This is a genomic window from Streptomyces sp. HUAS MG56, from assembly GCF_058673395.1.
Map to the genome: position 1 here is coordinate 9,273,411 of NZ_CM178722.1, position 14,711 is coordinate 9,288,121.

The window sequence follows — 14,711 nt, forward strand, 5'->3', positions numbered from 1 at the left end:
GTACCTCGTGTGAAGGTTGAAGTGCGGAATGTCCGATACGTAATTGTGATGTTCGCAGTGACGTTCGAGGGGGAAGAGCCGAGGACCGCGATGTCCTGTGAGATTCTGGTGAATTCGCGATCCTGTTGAACATCGCGCAGCCGTCCTCCGTAGGAAACGGGGGATCTCCATCCCGGGCCGGTGAACCCAGACCGGCGAACCACAGAGGACGACCTTGGCACGCACCAGCCGTAGCCGTAGCCGCAGCCGTAGACCTCCGTCCGGTGCTCGCCGTACGACCCTCGCCGCGGCCGTCCTGCTCCTGGGCGGCGCCGCGCTGGTCGTGGCCGGTGTCCACTCCTCGGCGACCGAGGGGCGGGGGGCCGGCCGGGCAACCGCCGGGCCGGGCGCCACGGTTCGACAAGGCACCGTCGGCCAGGGGCGGAGCGGAACCGGCCCGGCCCACGGCGTGAACGGCGCCGGGCAGGGCGGAAACGGGCCAGTCGTCTCCGACTACGCGGACATCACCTCCGCGGAACCCGCCCTGCCGGGCCCGCCCGAGCGGTCCGGCGCCTCGCGCGGCAGCTTCACGTCCGACTGCGGCGTCAACGCGGGCGGGCTGTTCAACTCCGACAACGTCATCGTCGCGCCCGGCGTCGCCAATGGCGCCCACCACGTCCACGACTACGTCGGCAACCAGGGCGACAACGCCTTCGCGAGCGACGACGACCTCGCGAAGGCGAGCACGAGCTGTGTGGACCGGGGCGACAAGTCCTCGTACTACTGGCCGGTGTTGCGCCTCCAGAACGGCACACGCGAGCGCGACGCAGGATCCCCGGGCGGCGGCACCGAGGGCAACGCCGGGCAGATCGTCACGCCGAAGCAGGTCACGCTGACGTTCGTGGGCAACCCGCGCGGCAAGGTCACCGCCATGCCCCGGCTGCTGCGCATCATCACCGGCGACGCCAAGGCCGTCGTCAACGGCCCCGGCAACGCCAACGCCTCCTGGAGCTGCACCGGTTACGAGGACCGGCAGCTGACGGACAAGTACCCGCTGTGCCCGGCGGGCAGCGACGTCGTGCGCACCTTCCGGTTCCAGAGCTGCTGGGACGGCCGCAACACCGACAGCGCCGACCACCGTGCACACATGGCCTTCGCCGGCCCCGACGGCGCGTGCCCGGTCGGCTTCCGTGCGATCCCCCAGCTGGTGCAGCGCCTCGTCTACGACGTCCGCGCGCCGAGCCTGCGGGACGGCGGCCGTACGGTCCCGCTGTTCGCGATCGACTCCTTCCCCGATCAGCTGCACAAGCCCGTCACCGACCACAGCGACTTCATCGACGTCTTCGACGCGAGCCTGATGCGCGAGATGGTCGACTGCATCAACTCCGGCCGCGCCTGCGCGCCCGGCCACGGCGGCTCCGGTACGGCGGCCGCGCTGACGGCCACCCCGAGTGAGACATCGAGCGCGGCACCGAGTGCGGCATCGAGTCCCGACGCGTCGCCCGCACCGTCCCCGACCGTCCTCGCCGGGGCCCCCGTGCAGTCCCCACTCCGGTCGGCGCAGGGGGGATCGGCCGGGACCGGCGCCCATGTGTGGTCCTCGGTCCTCGGCACCCTGCTCGCCCTGTCCGGCCTGATCATGTTCCTCCGGGCCAGGCGCCTGCGCTACTGAATCTGGCCGGGTCGGGCCGCGGCCGGGACACGAACCCGGTGGTGCTCAGGCCGACGTGAGCGTCTGCTTGGCCAGTTCGTACGCCGGACGCATCGCCTCGTGCTCCTCGGTGTCCATGCCGCCGAGGTGCAGGACGACCGGCCCGTCGGGCGTGCTCACCGCGAGGGCGGTCTCCTTCTTGGTCTCCTCCAGGAGCTTGCTGGTGTAGAGGTACTCCACCTCCACGCCGGACAGGCCGCCGCCCGTCCTGACCGTGCGGTACGTCGCCTTGCTGGTGTTCTCCTCCGCGGCGACGAACTGCCGGAGCACCGTGCCCGCGTCGGCGTTGCCGTGCCTGCCGGTCCACACGCGCAGGAAGCCGATGTGGCCGGCCGGTTTGGCGTCGATCTCGCAGGCCGCGGTGACCGGTCCCTGGCGCAGGAAGCTGTCGGCGAGCGCTCCGGCCGGATCGCCGCCGGACCCCTTCGACGCCTTCGACAGCTCCGCCTCGGCGTCGATCGACTTGGCCTTCCAGTGCCGGGCGATGTCGAAACGGACCGGCAGCGGGCAGTCCGAACCGGCCGCGCCGATCGTGCCGCCGCTCGCCGACGCCGTCCCCGTGGTCGCTCCGCTCCCCGTGTGCCCCGCGCCCTTCGCGGACGCCGACGCGCCCGACGCCTTCTTCCCGTCGGCGTCCGCCGACTCCGCGCATCCGCCGAGCACCGCCGCGAGCGCCACCGCCACGACCGCTCTGCCGCCCACGGACCCCACTCTGACCTGCATTGTTGTCTCCCCTCCTGGACAGGGGCGCAACTGTAACCGAGGACACGGACGGCACCGACCGCACGATGCCTCGCGGGTCCGCCCCGGCCGACCCGGTGGTCCGCTCACTAGGGTGCGGGGTGTGCCTACCTTGCTGATCGTCCATCACACGCCGTCGCCCAACTGCCAGACGCTGTTCGAGGCCGTCCTCTCCGGCGCGACGACACCGGAGATCGAGGGCGTTCGCGTCGTCCGGCGCGCGGCTCTCGCCGCCACCGCCTCCGACGTGCTGGAAGCCGACGGGTATCTGCTCGGCACACCCGCGAACCTCGGCTACATGTCCGGTGCGCTCAAGCATTTCTTCGACCAGATCTACTACCCCTGCCTGGACGAGACCCGGGGCCGGCCCTTCGGCTACTACGTGCACGGCGGCAACGACGTCACCGGCGCCGTCCGTGCTGTCGAGGCGGTCACCACCGGCCTCGGCTGGCGCCGCGCGGCCGAGCCGGTGACCGTCACCGGCGAGCCCGCCAAGGCCGACACCCAGGCGTGCTGGGAGCTCGGAGCCACCGTCGCGGCCGGGCTGATGCCCGACGCGTGACGTCGCGGAGCGGGGGAGTCCGCACAGTGCTCACCCTGCGCCACCGGCTGATCCCGCCCCCGGCCGACCTGGACACCCTCGACCCGGACCTGGACGTCGTCACCAACGTGCCCCGCCCGCACGAAGAGGCTGACGGCGGCCTCCTCCGTGAAGTCGTTGCGGCGCATCAGCGCGGCGGTGGCGGTGTTGCGCCCCTCCACGTCCGTGACCACGCACAGCGCTGCGGCCGCGGCCTGCCGAGCGCAGCACTCCTTCACCAGCCGGGAGGCCACCCCGCACCCCTGGAAGGCCGGGTCGACCGCGATCCCCTCCAGGTAGCCCCAGTCGGCCCGCTGTTCGAACGCCGGCGAGCCCAGCACGAACCCGGCCACCCGGTCCCCGTCCAGCATCACCAGACAGGCGCAGACAGATGCTTGAAACCGAGAGGCTGGAGCGTCAGTTCCTCGGGCGAGGGCGGCGCGTCGGTCATGGGCACTCCCTCCGGGCGGAATGTCGCGGCACATGTCCGTACCGGGCATCCGGCGCGGCCGTCCGTGACCGTCAGGGCTTGCGCGCCACTCCCACGAACACCGGCTGCACCTCGCGCACCCGTGTCTCCGGCCCGGGATGCCAGTCGCTGGCCGCGACGACGCCGGGCTCGCACAGCTCCAGACCGTCGAAGAACCGTGTCACCTCGGCGTGCGAGCGCGCCCGGACCGTCGCGCCGCCGGAGCGGTAGACGGCCTCGATCCGCGCCCAGACCTCCGGATCGAACGCGGCGCTGACGTGGGACAGCATCAGATGACTGCCGGCCGGCAGCGGATCCAGCAGGGTCCGGACGACACCGTACGGATCCTGCTCGTCGGGGACGAACGGCAGCAGCGCGATCAGCGACAGGCCCACGGGCCGGCTCAGGTCCAGGTGCTCGCGGGCGTACTCCACGATCCGCTCCGGCTCGCGGACGTCGGCGTGCAGATAGGCCGTTCGCCCCTCCGGGGTGCCCTGGAGCAGGGCCTCGGCGTGCCGCAGCACGATCGGGTCGTTGTCCGCGTACACCACCCGCGCACGCGGCTCGACCGCCTGCACGACCTGGTGCAGATTCGGCTCGGTGGGGATCCCCGTGCCCACGTCCAGGAACTGGTCGACGCCCTGGCGGGCGACGTGACGGGCGGCGCGGTGCATGAACTCGCGGTTGGCCCAGGCCGTGTCCTTCACACCGGGGAAGACCTCCAGCACCGCGCCCGCGGCCTCGGCGTCGACGGGGTAGTGGTCCTTGCCGTCCAGGAACCAGTCGTATATCCGGGCGGGGTGCGGCCTGCCGGTGTCGATCCGCTCCGGGCTGAATCCGGTGTCTGTCACGTCGGCTCTCCGTGAAGATCGGGGGGTGGGTGCCTCGTGGTGCCTGTGAATCTATCGTGGCGTGTGAACTGCCGTACTTCAAAGGGGCATTCGGGGACGGTCTCCGCCAACGGAACGCCGGGGCACGTCGGTTGACCCGCGGCCCGGGTCAGCTCGCCGGCGCCGTCGCGCGTAAACCGTGACCGGCGGAGGGGGCGGACCGGTAGCGTGGGCGCATGTACGCCACACGGATCTCCCGGCGGGTGCGGACGCCCGGGAGGGCGGCACCTTCCGGGTCTCTCTCAGCTACGACGACGCCGTGCGCCACCATGACCAAGACGACGAAGCCCACCGCGGCCGACGGCGGCACGGACGTGGAGATCCTGCGCGAGGGCGTCCCCGACGGCATCCCCCGAGAGGACAGCGAACTCGTCGAGAACCGGTGCGTCGAGAACCGTCCGCACTCCGGGAAAAAGGTCTCGAACGACGGAACCACCGCGAGGGAATTGCGGTCTTAAGGTCCGTCGAAGGCCGGGATCAGCCTGGTCGTTCCTTAACCGGGGGAATGAGACACATGTCCGTTCGCAGCCGCACGCACAGCCGTAAGATCCTGCTCACCGCCGTGGCCCTGACCGGCGGACTCACCCTGGCCGCCGTGACGCCCGCCCTCGCCGGTACCGGCGCGAGCCACACCACCCGGGCCGCCGCCGTGTCCTCGGCCCAGGGCGACCCGCGCAACGTCACCCAGCACGTCGCCGACTTCTACGGCGCCTACATCGACGCCGTCTGGGCCACTGACGACAGGTCCGCCGGCCCGGCCGCCGACGCCCTGCGCCGCTTCTACCTGTCCGCCGCCGCCCAGAAGAAGGTGGCCGCCTTCGAGAAGAAGGAGCACGCCGACGGGATCCTGTTCGCGCAGAGCGTGCCCGTGAAGTGGAACGTGGCCTACACCGGTTCCGGCGCGGGCCACGCCACCAGCCGTGTCACGCTCACCTGGAGCGACGCCAAGCACCCGCAGGTCACCCGGATCGACGTCCAGTCCGACCTGAGGACCCTGAAGATCACGGACCTCAAGCCGGTCCGCTGAAGCCAGGGCGTGCGATCCCGCTCCGCCCCACTCGGGGCGGGGCGCGCGCCCTTCATACCGTCAGCCGTGCCGGTAGGCGTCGTCGCCTGCCCGGCCATGGTGCCGACGCCGTTCGACCACCGTGCGGTGCAGGGCGATGAGCGCGGCGTCGTCGTCCAGCCGGCCGCCCACGTGCGTGAGCAGATCGCGGCGCACATGGTGCATCAGCGCCTCGGGGCTGTCCTCGGTCCAGTGTGCCGCCCGCTCGGTCAGCGGATAGAACAGGCCGCGGACGTCCCTGGCCTCCACGACGCCGTCGGTGTAGAGCAGCAGGGTGTCGCCCGGTTCGAAGGAGAACACGTCCAGCGTGTGCTCCGCGCCGCCGTGCACGCCGAGCGGCGGCGAGGGGTGCAGGCTCGGCACGGTGACCGCGCTGCCGGGGCTCAGCAGCAGCGGCGGGGGATGACCGCAGCTGGTCATCCGGGTGAGGGGATCCCGGTCCGGTATCTCCACCAGCAGCGCGGTCGCGAACCGCTCGCCCGCCTCCTCCAACGGCTCCAGATCCGCCGCATAGCGGGTGATGCTCTGGTCCAGCAGCCCGGCCAGTTCGGGCAGCGGGATGTGCCGGTGCGCGCTCTCCCGGAACGAGCCGAGCAGCAGGGCGGCCTCGCCGATCGCGGCCAGCCCCTTGCCCCGCACGTCGCCGATCATCACCCGTACCCCGCCCTCGTACTGGGTCACCGCGTACAGGTCGCCGCCGATCTGCGCCTCGTCCTCCGCGGCCAGGTACAGCGAGGCGATCCGCAGCGGGCCGATCTGCTCGGGCAGCGGCCACATCAGCACGTGCTGCGCGGCCTCGGCGACCGAGCGGACCTGCGCCAGCTGGGCCTGCCGGCGCTCCCGCACGACGCTGTAGACCACCACCATCACCGACAGCACCGCGAGCGTGATGATCTGCACGACGTGGTTCGTGGTGGTGATGCCGCCGTGGGCGACGCCGATGAGGATCTGGGCCGCCAGGGCCAGCGCCCCGATCGCCGCCGTGGTGCGGGGGCCGGCGAAGGAGGGCGTGAGCGCGGGGGCGATCACCAGTGCCGGGCCGAGGTGCACGTTGGTGGGGGTCTGCAGGTCCACCACCGTGATCACCACGATGAGCAGGACCGGGAGCAGCAGCAGCGCGTGCGACGACAGCCAGGGATGCCGCGAACCCCCCGTCCCGAACGGGGGTCTCATGCCTCCAGCGTGCTCCCGGGCCGGACCCGCCGCACGTCAGGCTCCCCGACGGGTCAGTACACCCCGGTGAGGAGCTCCAGGACCTCCCGCTCCTCGGGCAGCCGGGGCGCGTTCTTCGTCACCGCGTCCGCGACCGCGCCCGCCGCGATCGACGGCAGCAGCGAGCGGTCCGCGCCGAGCGCGCGCAGCGGGCGCTTGACGTCGAGGGCGCCGGACAGCTCCCGCACCGCGGTCACGGCCGCCCGCGCCCAGTCGCCGTCGGCCGGCGGTGCCACGCCCAGCGCCCGGGCCGCCCGCTCGTACGGCTCCCGCGCCCGGGGCGTGCTGAACTCCATGACCTCCTCCAGTACGGCGGCGAGCGCGACTCCGTGCGGGGTGCCGGTATGCGCGGTCAGCGCGTGCCCGATGCCGTGGACCAGGCCGAGTCCCGACAGGGTCAGGGCCTGGCCCGCGAGATGCGCGCCCATCATCAGCTCGGCCCGCGCCTGAAGGTCCGAGCCGTCCCGGTGGGCGAGGGGCAGGGCGTGGCCGATCATGGCCACGGCCTGGGCGGCGTATGCCGTGGAGAACGCGTTCGCGCCGCGCGAGGCCAGCGACTCGATGCCGTGCACGAGCGCGTCGATGCCGGTCGCGGCCGTCGCCGCCGGGGGCAGGCCGAGCGTCAGCTCCGGGTCCAGGAGGGCGACACGCGGCTTGACGGAGGGGTGGCCCAGGTACACCTTGCGGCAGGCCGCCGTGTCCTCGATGACGCCGAACCCGTTGGTCTCGGCGCCCGTCCCCGACGTCGTCGGTACGGCGATCAGCGGCAGCCCGTCGGCCGCCTCCCACAGCCGGTCGGCATCGGCGGCGGCCGCGTCCGGATTGCCCACCAGCAGGGAGATCCCCTTCGCCGCGTCCAGCACCGAGCCGCCGCCGAGCGCGACGACCACCGCGGGACCGAAGACCCGGGCCCGGGCGGCGCCCGCGTCGACGTTCCCGGTCGACGGGTTGGGCGCCACCTCGTCGTACACGGCGTGCTCCACTCCCGCCGCGCTGAGGATCTTCAGGACGCGCCCGGCGACGCCCGCCGTGCGCAGTCCCGGGTCGGTGACGACGAACGCCCGGTGGTGACCGGTGGCCGCGATCAGTTCGGGCAGCAGCTCGATCCGGCCGGGGCCGAACTCGACCCGGCAGACGGCGTCGAGGCTCAAGGCGGTGAGAGGGTCGGTCATGGTGCGGCTCCTCGCAGGGACTCGGTGGCGTCAGACCGTGAGAGTGGTGGCGTCGAGGGCGGCGGCCGGCGACGGCAGCCTGAACTCCCGCCCCGCCAGCGCCTCGTAGAGCCGGATCGGACTCATCTCGCCCGCCGACGTGCCGTGGTGGGCCTTGGAACGGCGGTAGATCTGCTCGACCAGCGCCGACAGTTCCGTCGAGACCCCCACATCACGGCCGAGGTCGACGGCGAGTCCGAGGTCCTTGCAGGCCAGCGCCATCGCGAAGGAGTCGTCGTAGTCGCCGTCGGCGAGCACGCACATGATGTCGTGCTCCAGGAAGTGCGAGGCCGCCGGGGAGGCGAGCAGCGAGTTGCGCAGCACACCGAGGTCGACGCCCGCCCGGACGCCCATCGCGAGCACCTCGCTGGTGGCGACCAGGTTGCTGAACCACAACAGGTTGATCATGAGCTTGACGGTGTAGCCGGCGCCCACCGGGCCGACGTGCAGCACGCGGTCGGGATCGCCCAGCGCCTCGAAGACCGGCAGCGCGATCCGGAAGTCGTCGTCGGCGCCGCCCACGAAGATCTGGAGCGTGCCCGCCTCCGCGCCCCGCGCCATCCCGCTGACCGGCGCGTCCAGCCGGCGTATGCGCCGGGCGTCGAGCGCTTCGGCCGCGACCCGTGCGGCGGCGGCCGGAGTGGAGGTCGACATGTCGATCCACAGCGCGTCCTCGGGCAGCGCCCCGGCGGCCCCGCCGCGCAGCAGCACCTCCTCCACGACGCGCGGGTCGGGCAGCATGGTGATCAGGAACTCGGCGCCCCGGGCGCACTCGGCGGGGGAGTCCGCCCAGCGCGCGCCCAGCGCGAGATGCTCGACGGCGGCCTCCGGCCTGCTGTCGTGCACGGTGACCAGATGCCCCGCGTGGATCAGATGGCGGGCCATGTGGCGTCCCATGTTGCCCAGGCCGATGAAACCGATCCTCATCAGTTGTCCTCGCTGAGAAGAGAAGAATGAAGGGGAGAGGGAGAGAGGGGAGGGGAAAAGGGTTGGTTCGCCCGGTCGGTTCAGGCGAGGTCGATCCAGGTCGTCTTGAGCGCCGTGTACGCGTCCAGCGCGTGCAGGGACTTGTCGCGGCCCGCGCCGGTCGCCTTGAAGCCGCCGAACGGGGTGATGACGTCGCTGGCGTCGAAGGTGTTGATCCACACGGTGCCGGCCCGCAGCCGCCGCGCGGTGCGGTGGGCCACGGTCACGTCCCGGGTCCACACGGAGGCGACGAGCCCGAAGTCGCTCTGGTTCGCGAGCCGTACGCCCTCGCGCACGTCACCGTCGTAGGACACCACCGCGAGCACCGGTCCGAAGATCTCCTCCTGGCCGACCACGGAGGTGTTCGCCACGCCGTCGAGGATCGTGGGTTCCAGAAAGCTGCCGCCGGTCTCGGTGAGTACCCGCTCGCCACCCAGCAGCACGCTCGCCCCGTCCTGGACCCCGCGCGCGATGTAGTCCCGGACCGTGGCCAGTTGTGTCTCGTCCACGATCGGCCCCAGCACCGTGGCCGGGTCGAGCGGGTCGCCGACGCGGAAGGTCTCCCTGGTGATCCGGCATACGGCCGTGAGGAGTCGGTCCTTCACGGAGCTGTGCACGACGACTCGGGAGCCCGCGTTGCAGGTCTGGCCCGCGTTGTAGAAGATTCCCCAGGCCACGGCGGAGGCGGCGGCCTCGATGTCGGCGTCCGGCAGGACGAGTTGGGGCGACTTGCCGCCCGCCTCCACGGCGACCTGCTTGCCGTTGGACTCGCCCGCGTACACCTGGAACAGCCGCGCCACCCGCGCCGAGCCGGTGAAGGCGATCTTGTCGACGTCCGGATGCCGCCCGAGCGCCTGCCCGGCGACCTCGCCGCGCCCCGGGACCACGTTGAACACGCCCTCCGGCAGGCCCGCCTCGGCGGCGAGCGCGGCCAGCCGCAGCGCGGCGAGCGAGGTCTGCTCGGCGGGCTTCAGCACCACGCTGTTGCCGGTGGCGAGCGCCGGGCCCAGCTTCCAACTGGCGATCAGCAGCGCGTAGTTCCAGGGCACGACGGCGCCGATGACGCCGAGCGGCTCCCGGGTGACCAGCGCGAGCGCGTTCCCGGGGGTCGGGGCGACCTCGTCGTAGGTCTTGTCGATCGTCTCCGCGTACCAGGCGATCGTCTCGGCCGCCTTCGCCACGTCCACCCGCAGCGACTCGGTGATCGGCTTGCCCATCTCCAGCGTGTCGAGCAGCGCCAGCTCCTCGGCGTTCGCGAGGATCAGCTCCGCCCAGCGCAGCAGGACCCGCTTGCGCTCCTTGGGCGCGAGGTCGCGCCAGCGGCCGTCCTCGAACGCGGCCCGCGCGGACCGTACGGCACGGTCGACGTCCTCGGCGGAGGCGGCCCGCACCCGGGTCAGCAGCCTGCCGTCGCGTGGCGAGACCGTCGGGAAGCAGTCGTCGGAGGTGGCGACCGTGAACGCGCCGTCGATGAACGGCCGGGTCTCGAAGACGAGTTTGTCGGCCGCGGCCAGCCACTCGTCGTAGGAGCGCGCCAGCAACTCCTCGATGGTGTAGGTCACTTCACCCTCCACCGGTCGATCGCGTCCTCGTCCAGCTGCACGCCCAGCCCCGGCCGGTCCGGCACTTCGAGACAGCCGTCGGCGTCCACGCGCAGCGGCTCGGCGAGCATGAAGTCGCGGCGCTCGGGAGTCCAGCCGGGCGGGTCGTAGGGGAACTCGAAGTACGGGCCGCCGCCCACACCCGCCGACACCTGCAGGTTGGCGAGCACCCCGATGCCGTTCGTCCAGCTGTGCGGGGTGAACTGACGGTTTTTCAGCAGGGCCAGCTCGGCGAGCGTGCGGGCGCGGTGCATGCCGATCGCGAGGACGACGTCCATCTGGTAGACGTCGAGGGCGTCCTCCTCCAGACAGCGCAGCAGCTCGGGCACCGAGTGGTGCATCTCCCCGGCCGCGATGCGCACCCCCGGGTTCTCGGCACGCAGCCGCTTGAACCCGTCCAGGTCGGCGTACGGCAGCGGCTCCTCCACCCAGAACACGTCCAGTTCGGCGAGCCGGGCGATGATCCTGCGGGTCTTGGCGAGGTCGGAGGCGTTCGCGGTGTCACCCGCCATCCGCCAGGACTGGTTGAGGTCGACCATGATGTCGAAGCCGTCGCCGAGTTCCTCGCGTACGGCCCGGACCGCGGCGACGCCCTCGTCGACCCGGTCCCGGTCGATGCGGATCTTCAGCGCCCGGAACCCGGCCTCGCGCACCTTCAGCGCGGTCGCGACCCGCTCCTCGGGGGACTTCAGCTCACCGGACGAGGCGTACGCGGGCAGCTTCTTCGCGGCGTTGCCGAAGAGTTCGGCGACCGGGCGGCCGTGCACCTTCCCGATGATGTCCCACAGCGCGGCCTCCAGCGGCCAGTAGGGGGCGCCGTGGAAGCTGGCCGTCTCGATGGCCCGTACATGCCGGGTGATGGCGAGCGGGTCCTCGCCGACGAACAGGTGCCTGTAGGTGTCGAAGCCGTCCATGAGGTCGCCGGAGCCGATGCCGGTGATCCCCTCGTCGGTGTGCACACGCACGATCGTGGCGTCGAAGTGGCCGCGCGGCACCGGGTCCCAGGCCGCGCGGAACGGCGGGTCCAGCTCCAGCCGCAGCCGGTCGAGCGTGATGTCGGTGATCTTCATCGGGCGAGCACCTCCGCGGACGGCGTGTAGAACGGGTTCGCCGGACCCTCCTTCGCCGCTTCCAGCACGTCGGCCATCGAGGGCGCGCCCGTCACGGCGGCCCGGACGGCGCCGTACCCCGCCGCGCGCTGGTTGCGGAAGCAGACGTCGAGGTCGTCCACACCGGGGTTGACCCAGACCGCCGCGATGACCAGCAGCTCTTCGGCCTCCTCGGCCAGGAGCAGGCCCTCGGTGACGGCGTCCAGCACACCCTGTGCCAGGCCCGCCTGGGCGCTGCCCCAGGTGGCCCGCTCGTGCAACTCGCCCACGGCAGCGGCCTTGGTGACGAACAGCGTCGCCGGCTTGACCGGGACCGAGGGCCGTACGACGGCCAGGAACGGCACATGCCCGGCGCTCGGCGTGGCCAGCGCGGTCGCCCACGCCGTCTCGACCGGGCCGCCCTTGCGGCCGATCACGACGTTGGTGTGCGCGGCGTTCACGCCGTCGCCGGTGAACGACTCGCCGATCAGCGCGGTCGCGGCGAAGGAGTGCGTCGCGGCGGATGAATCCGGGGAAGGCATCGAGACTCCAGGACCTTCGGTGGCGGGGTTCGACGGGCGAACCAGGACGCGATGACGGCCGGAGAAGGATGAACCTCGCATTCAGGGCAAGTCCCTCCGGCCCGATGCGGTGAATCTAGGTCCGTCACCTGCCGTCGGCAAGACGGTCCCGGGAATCGAAATGCCGGTTGCTGTCCTGACAACTGCGTCCCTGACCTGGTGGTTCTCTCCGGGTTCGGCGTGCCTAGGATGACGCCGTGACGGACACCCCCTCCGCGGTGCGCGGGCACGGCCTGCGCCGGGACATCGATCTGCTGGAGGCCCTCGCCTCCGACGAGGCACAGCACGCCGGAGGCCTCGGCGTGATCCGCCTCGCCCAGCTCGTCGGCCGCGAGAAGTCCCAGATCTCCCGCGCCCTGAAGGCGCTGGCCGCCGAGGGGATCGTCGAACGGGACCCGGACACCCTGGAGTACCGCCTCGGCTGGCGGCTGTTCTCGCTGGTCGCCCGCACCTCCGAGAGCCGTCTGGTGCGCGTCGCCGAACCGGTCATGCATGCCCTGTCGGCGGACCTGGAGGAGACCAGTCATCTGTGCGTCCTCAGCGACCGCGAGGTGCTCACCCTGCTGTCCGTCTCCGGCCACTCCTTCCGCGTGCACGGCTGGGAGGGCCGCGGCGTGGCCGCCTGGCGGCTCTCCGCCGGCCGGGTGCTGCTGGCCGACGCCACCCCGGACGAGCTGTACGTCCGCTTCGGCACCGCGAGCGAGATGCCCGTGCCCGAGCTGTGGTCGCTGATCCAGGAGGCCCGACGGCGCGGATACGCCCGGGTCAGCGAGGAGTTCGAGGAAGGCCTGGTCGGAGTGTCCGCGCCGGTGCGGGACTTCCGCGGCCGGGTCGTCGCCGCGCTCAACATCTCGGCGCCCGCGTCCCGCCTCGGCGAGCGGCTCGACGAGGCCGGACGGACCACCGCGCGGGCGGCGGCGCGGGTGTCCGTGCTGCTCGGCTGGGAGCCGCGTTCCGCACCGCCCGGCCGGAACATGCCCGTGTGATCGGCGAGTTGCCCTCACAGCAACCCCGATTGCGATCCGGCTGAGTGGCCTTGTCCGCCGTGTGACGCGCTCGTAAATTCACCGCGCATCGGACGGAACCCCGTCCGGGACGGAGGAAAAGAGCAGCTCATGAACCTCGCCGGCATCGACACCCTCGCGGTGGCCCCGCTCGCCGACGGTGATGTGTTCCTCGGCGGCCGCTGGCTCCCGGCCGCCGACGGCAGGACGTACCCCGTCTACGACCCGGCCACCGGAGAGCCGGTGCGCTGGGTGTCCGACGCCGGTGCACAGGACGCCCGCGCCGCTCTCGCCGCCGCCGAACAGGCCGCGGCCGGCTGGCGGGCCACCCCGGCCCGGCGCCGCTCGGAGATCCTGTACGACACCTTCCGGCTGATGACCGGACACCGCGACGCGCTCGCCGACCTGATCGTCCGGGAGAACGGCAAGGCCCGCCGGGACGCGCTCGCCGAGGTCGGCTACGCGGCCGAGTTCTTCCGCTGGTTCGCCGAGGAGGCCGTCCGCATCGGCTCCTCCTTCGCCGACGCGCCCGGCGGCGGCTTCCGCCACGTCGTACGCCGGCACCCGGTCGGCGTCACCGCGTTCGTCACCCCGTGGAACTTCCCGGCCGCCATGGCCACCCGCAAGATCGCCCCGGCCCTCGCCGCAGGCTGCCCGGTCCTGCTCAAGCCGGCCCCCGAGACCCCGCTCACCGCGCTCGCGGTCGCCGCCCTGCTGGCCCGGGCCGGACTCCCCGACGGCCTGCTGAACGTGCTGCCCACCGACCGCGCCCCCGAGGTCGTCTCCGCCTGGCTCGGCGACGAACGGGTCCGCAAGTTCTCGTTCACCGGCTCCACCGCCACCGGCAAGGTCCTGCTGGGCCAGGCCGCCGCGCACGTCGTCAACGTGACCATGGAACTCGGCGGCAACGCGCCCTTCGTCGTGTGCGCGGACGCCGACGTCGACGCGGCCGTGCGCGGGGCGATGGACGCCAAGATGCGCGGCGGCGGCGAGGTCTGCATCGCCGCCAACCGGTTCTACGTCCACGAGGCCGTCGCCGCGGAGTTCACGGCGAAGTTCGGCGCCGCCATGGCCGCCGTACGCACCGGACCGGGCGGGGAGGAGGGCGTCACCCTCGGCCCGCTGATCAACCGCGCCGCCGTCGACAAGGTCCGCTCCCTCGTCGACGACGCCCTCGACCGCGGCGCCCGGATCGCCGCCCAGGGCACCGTCTCGCGCGGCCCTGGCTTCTACCACCCCGCGACCGTCCTCACCGACGTCCCCGACGACGCCCGCATCCTCCACGAGGAGGTCTTCGGGCCGGTCGCCCCGCTCACCACCTTCACCGACGAGGACGAGGTCGTGGCCCGGGCCAACGCCACCGTCCACGGCCTCGCCGCCTACGTCTACTCCCGCGACGTCGCCCGGGCCCTGCGGCTGGCCGAGCGCCTGGAGGCGGGCATGGTCGGCCTCAACCGGGGCCTGCTGTCCGACCCGGCCGCGCCCTTCGGCGGCGTCAAGCAGTCCGGCCTCGGCCGCGAAGGCGGCCGCGAGGGCATCGAGGCGTTCCTGGAGACGCAGTACATCGCGCTGGACTGGCCCACCGACTGATCCCTCTCCGTCCCGCTGGACT

The 14,711-nt window shown here is 72.4% G+C and carries 13 protein-coding genes and 2 pseudogenes; 6 read left to right on the top strand and 9 right to left on the bottom strand.

Annotated features, from left to right (window positions below; genetic code table 11):
* Window positions 1–352: 352 nt before the first annotated feature.
* Window positions 353–1,651: pseudogene (locus AC4OXY_RS42765) on the top strand (DUF1996 domain-containing protein); the annotation flags it as partial.
* 45 nt (window positions 1,652–1,696) lie between these two features.
* On the opposite strand, the gene AC4OXY_RS42770 reads toward AC4OXY_RS42765, so the two are convergent.
* Window positions 1,697–2,413, bottom strand: coding sequence for a lipoprotein (locus AC4OXY_RS42770; protein WP_491992404.1), 717 nt, complete (start codon window positions 2,411–2,413; stop codon window positions 1,697–1,699).
* A gap of 121 nt (window positions 2,414–2,534) precedes the next feature.
* On the opposite strand from AC4OXY_RS42770, the gene AC4OXY_RS42775 reads away from it, so the two are divergent.
* The gene (locus tag AC4OXY_RS42775; RefSeq protein ID WP_356034022.1) at window positions 2,535–2,993 is read left to right on the top strand and encodes a flavodoxin family protein; all 459 of its coding nucleotides are present in this window, start codon (window positions 2,535–2,537) and stop codon (window positions 2,991–2,993) included.
* A gap of 155 nt (window positions 2,994–3,148) precedes the next feature.
* Here AC4OXY_RS42775 and AC4OXY_RS42780 read toward each other — a convergent pair.
* Window positions 3,149–3,511, bottom strand: a pseudogene (locus AC4OXY_RS42780) (GNAT family N-acetyltransferase); the annotation flags it as partial.
* 22 nt (window positions 3,512–3,533) lie between these two features.
* Window positions 3,534–4,331, bottom strand: coding sequence for an SAM-dependent methyltransferase (locus AC4OXY_RS42785; protein WP_362822997.1), 798 nt, complete (start codon window positions 4,329–4,331; stop codon window positions 3,534–3,536).
* A gap of 308 nt (window positions 4,332–4,639) precedes the next feature.
* Between AC4OXY_RS42785 and AC4OXY_RS42790 the strand changes: the two genes are divergently transcribed.
* Together AC4OXY_RS42790 and AC4OXY_RS42795 are read left to right on the top strand one after the other, a co-directional pair.
* On the top strand, window positions 4,640–4,828 hold the full coding sequence (locus AC4OXY_RS42790; protein WP_491992405.1) for a hypothetical protein: 189 nt from the start codon (window positions 4,640–4,642) through the stop codon (window positions 4,826–4,828).
* A 56-nt stretch (window positions 4,829–4,884) separates the two neighbouring features.
* The gene (locus AC4OXY_RS42795; protein WP_362822999.1) at window positions 4,885–5,397 is read left to right on the top strand and encodes a hypothetical protein; all 513 of its coding nucleotides are present in this window, start codon (window positions 4,885–4,887) and stop codon (window positions 5,395–5,397) included.
* Between the two features lie 60 nt (window positions 5,398–5,457).
* Here the strand turns inward: AC4OXY_RS42795 and AC4OXY_RS42800 are convergent, their stop codons facing one another.
* The 6 genes from AC4OXY_RS42800 to fae form a co-directional block, all read right to left on the bottom strand.
* On the bottom strand, window positions 5,458–6,609 hold the full coding sequence (locus tag AC4OXY_RS42800; protein WP_362823000.1) for a PP2C family protein-serine/threonine phosphatase: 1,152 nt from the start codon (window positions 6,607–6,609) through the stop codon (window positions 5,458–5,460).
* A 53-nt stretch (window positions 6,610–6,662) separates the two neighbouring features.
* Window positions 6,663–7,820, bottom strand: a complete 1,158-nt coding sequence (locus tag AC4OXY_RS42805) for an iron-containing alcohol dehydrogenase family protein (RefSeq protein ID WP_402063729.1) — start codon at window positions 7,818–7,820, stop codon at window positions 6,663–6,665.
* 30 nt (window positions 7,821–7,850) lie between these two features.
* The gene (locus AC4OXY_RS42810) at window positions 7,851–8,786 is read right to left on the bottom strand and encodes an NAD(P)-dependent oxidoreductase (protein WP_491992406.1); all 936 of its coding nucleotides are present in this window, start codon (window positions 8,784–8,786) and stop codon (window positions 7,851–7,853) included.
* A gap of 80 nt (window positions 8,787–8,866) precedes the next feature.
* Window positions 8,867–10,387: an aldehyde dehydrogenase gene (locus AC4OXY_RS42815; protein WP_491992407.1), complete on the bottom strand. Its 1,521-nt coding sequence runs from the start codon at window positions 10,385–10,387 to the stop codon at window positions 8,867–8,869.
* Window positions 10,384–11,496, bottom strand: a complete 1,113-nt coding sequence (locus AC4OXY_RS42820) for a mandelate racemase/muconate lactonizing enzyme family protein (protein WP_356034038.1) — start codon at window positions 11,494–11,496, stop codon at window positions 10,384–10,386. Before AC4OXY_RS42820 ends, AC4OXY_RS42815 begins: the two co-directional genes overlap by 4 nt.
* Window positions 11,493–12,056, bottom strand: coding sequence for a formaldehyde-activating enzyme (gene fae, locus AC4OXY_RS42825; RefSeq protein WP_491992408.1), 564 nt, complete (start codon window positions 12,054–12,056; stop codon window positions 11,493–11,495). The genes AC4OXY_RS42820 and fae overlap by 4 nt, the downstream gene beginning before the upstream one ends.
* Window positions 12,057–12,292: 236 nt before the next feature.
* Here fae and AC4OXY_RS42830 point away from each other — a divergent pair, with 236 nt between their 5' ends.
* Together AC4OXY_RS42830 and AC4OXY_RS42835 are read left to right on the top strand one after the other, a co-directional pair.
* The gene (locus AC4OXY_RS42830) at window positions 12,293–13,081 is read left to right on the top strand and encodes an IclR family transcriptional regulator (RefSeq protein ID WP_491992409.1); all 789 of its coding nucleotides are present in this window, start codon (window positions 12,293–12,295) and stop codon (window positions 13,079–13,081) included.
* A gap of 129 nt (window positions 13,082–13,210) precedes the next feature.
* Window positions 13,211–14,689, top strand: a complete 1,479-nt coding sequence (locus AC4OXY_RS42835) for an NAD-dependent succinate-semialdehyde dehydrogenase (RefSeq protein ID WP_491992410.1) — start codon at window positions 13,211–13,213, stop codon at window positions 14,687–14,689.
* Window positions 14,690–14,711 lie beyond the last annotated feature (22 nt).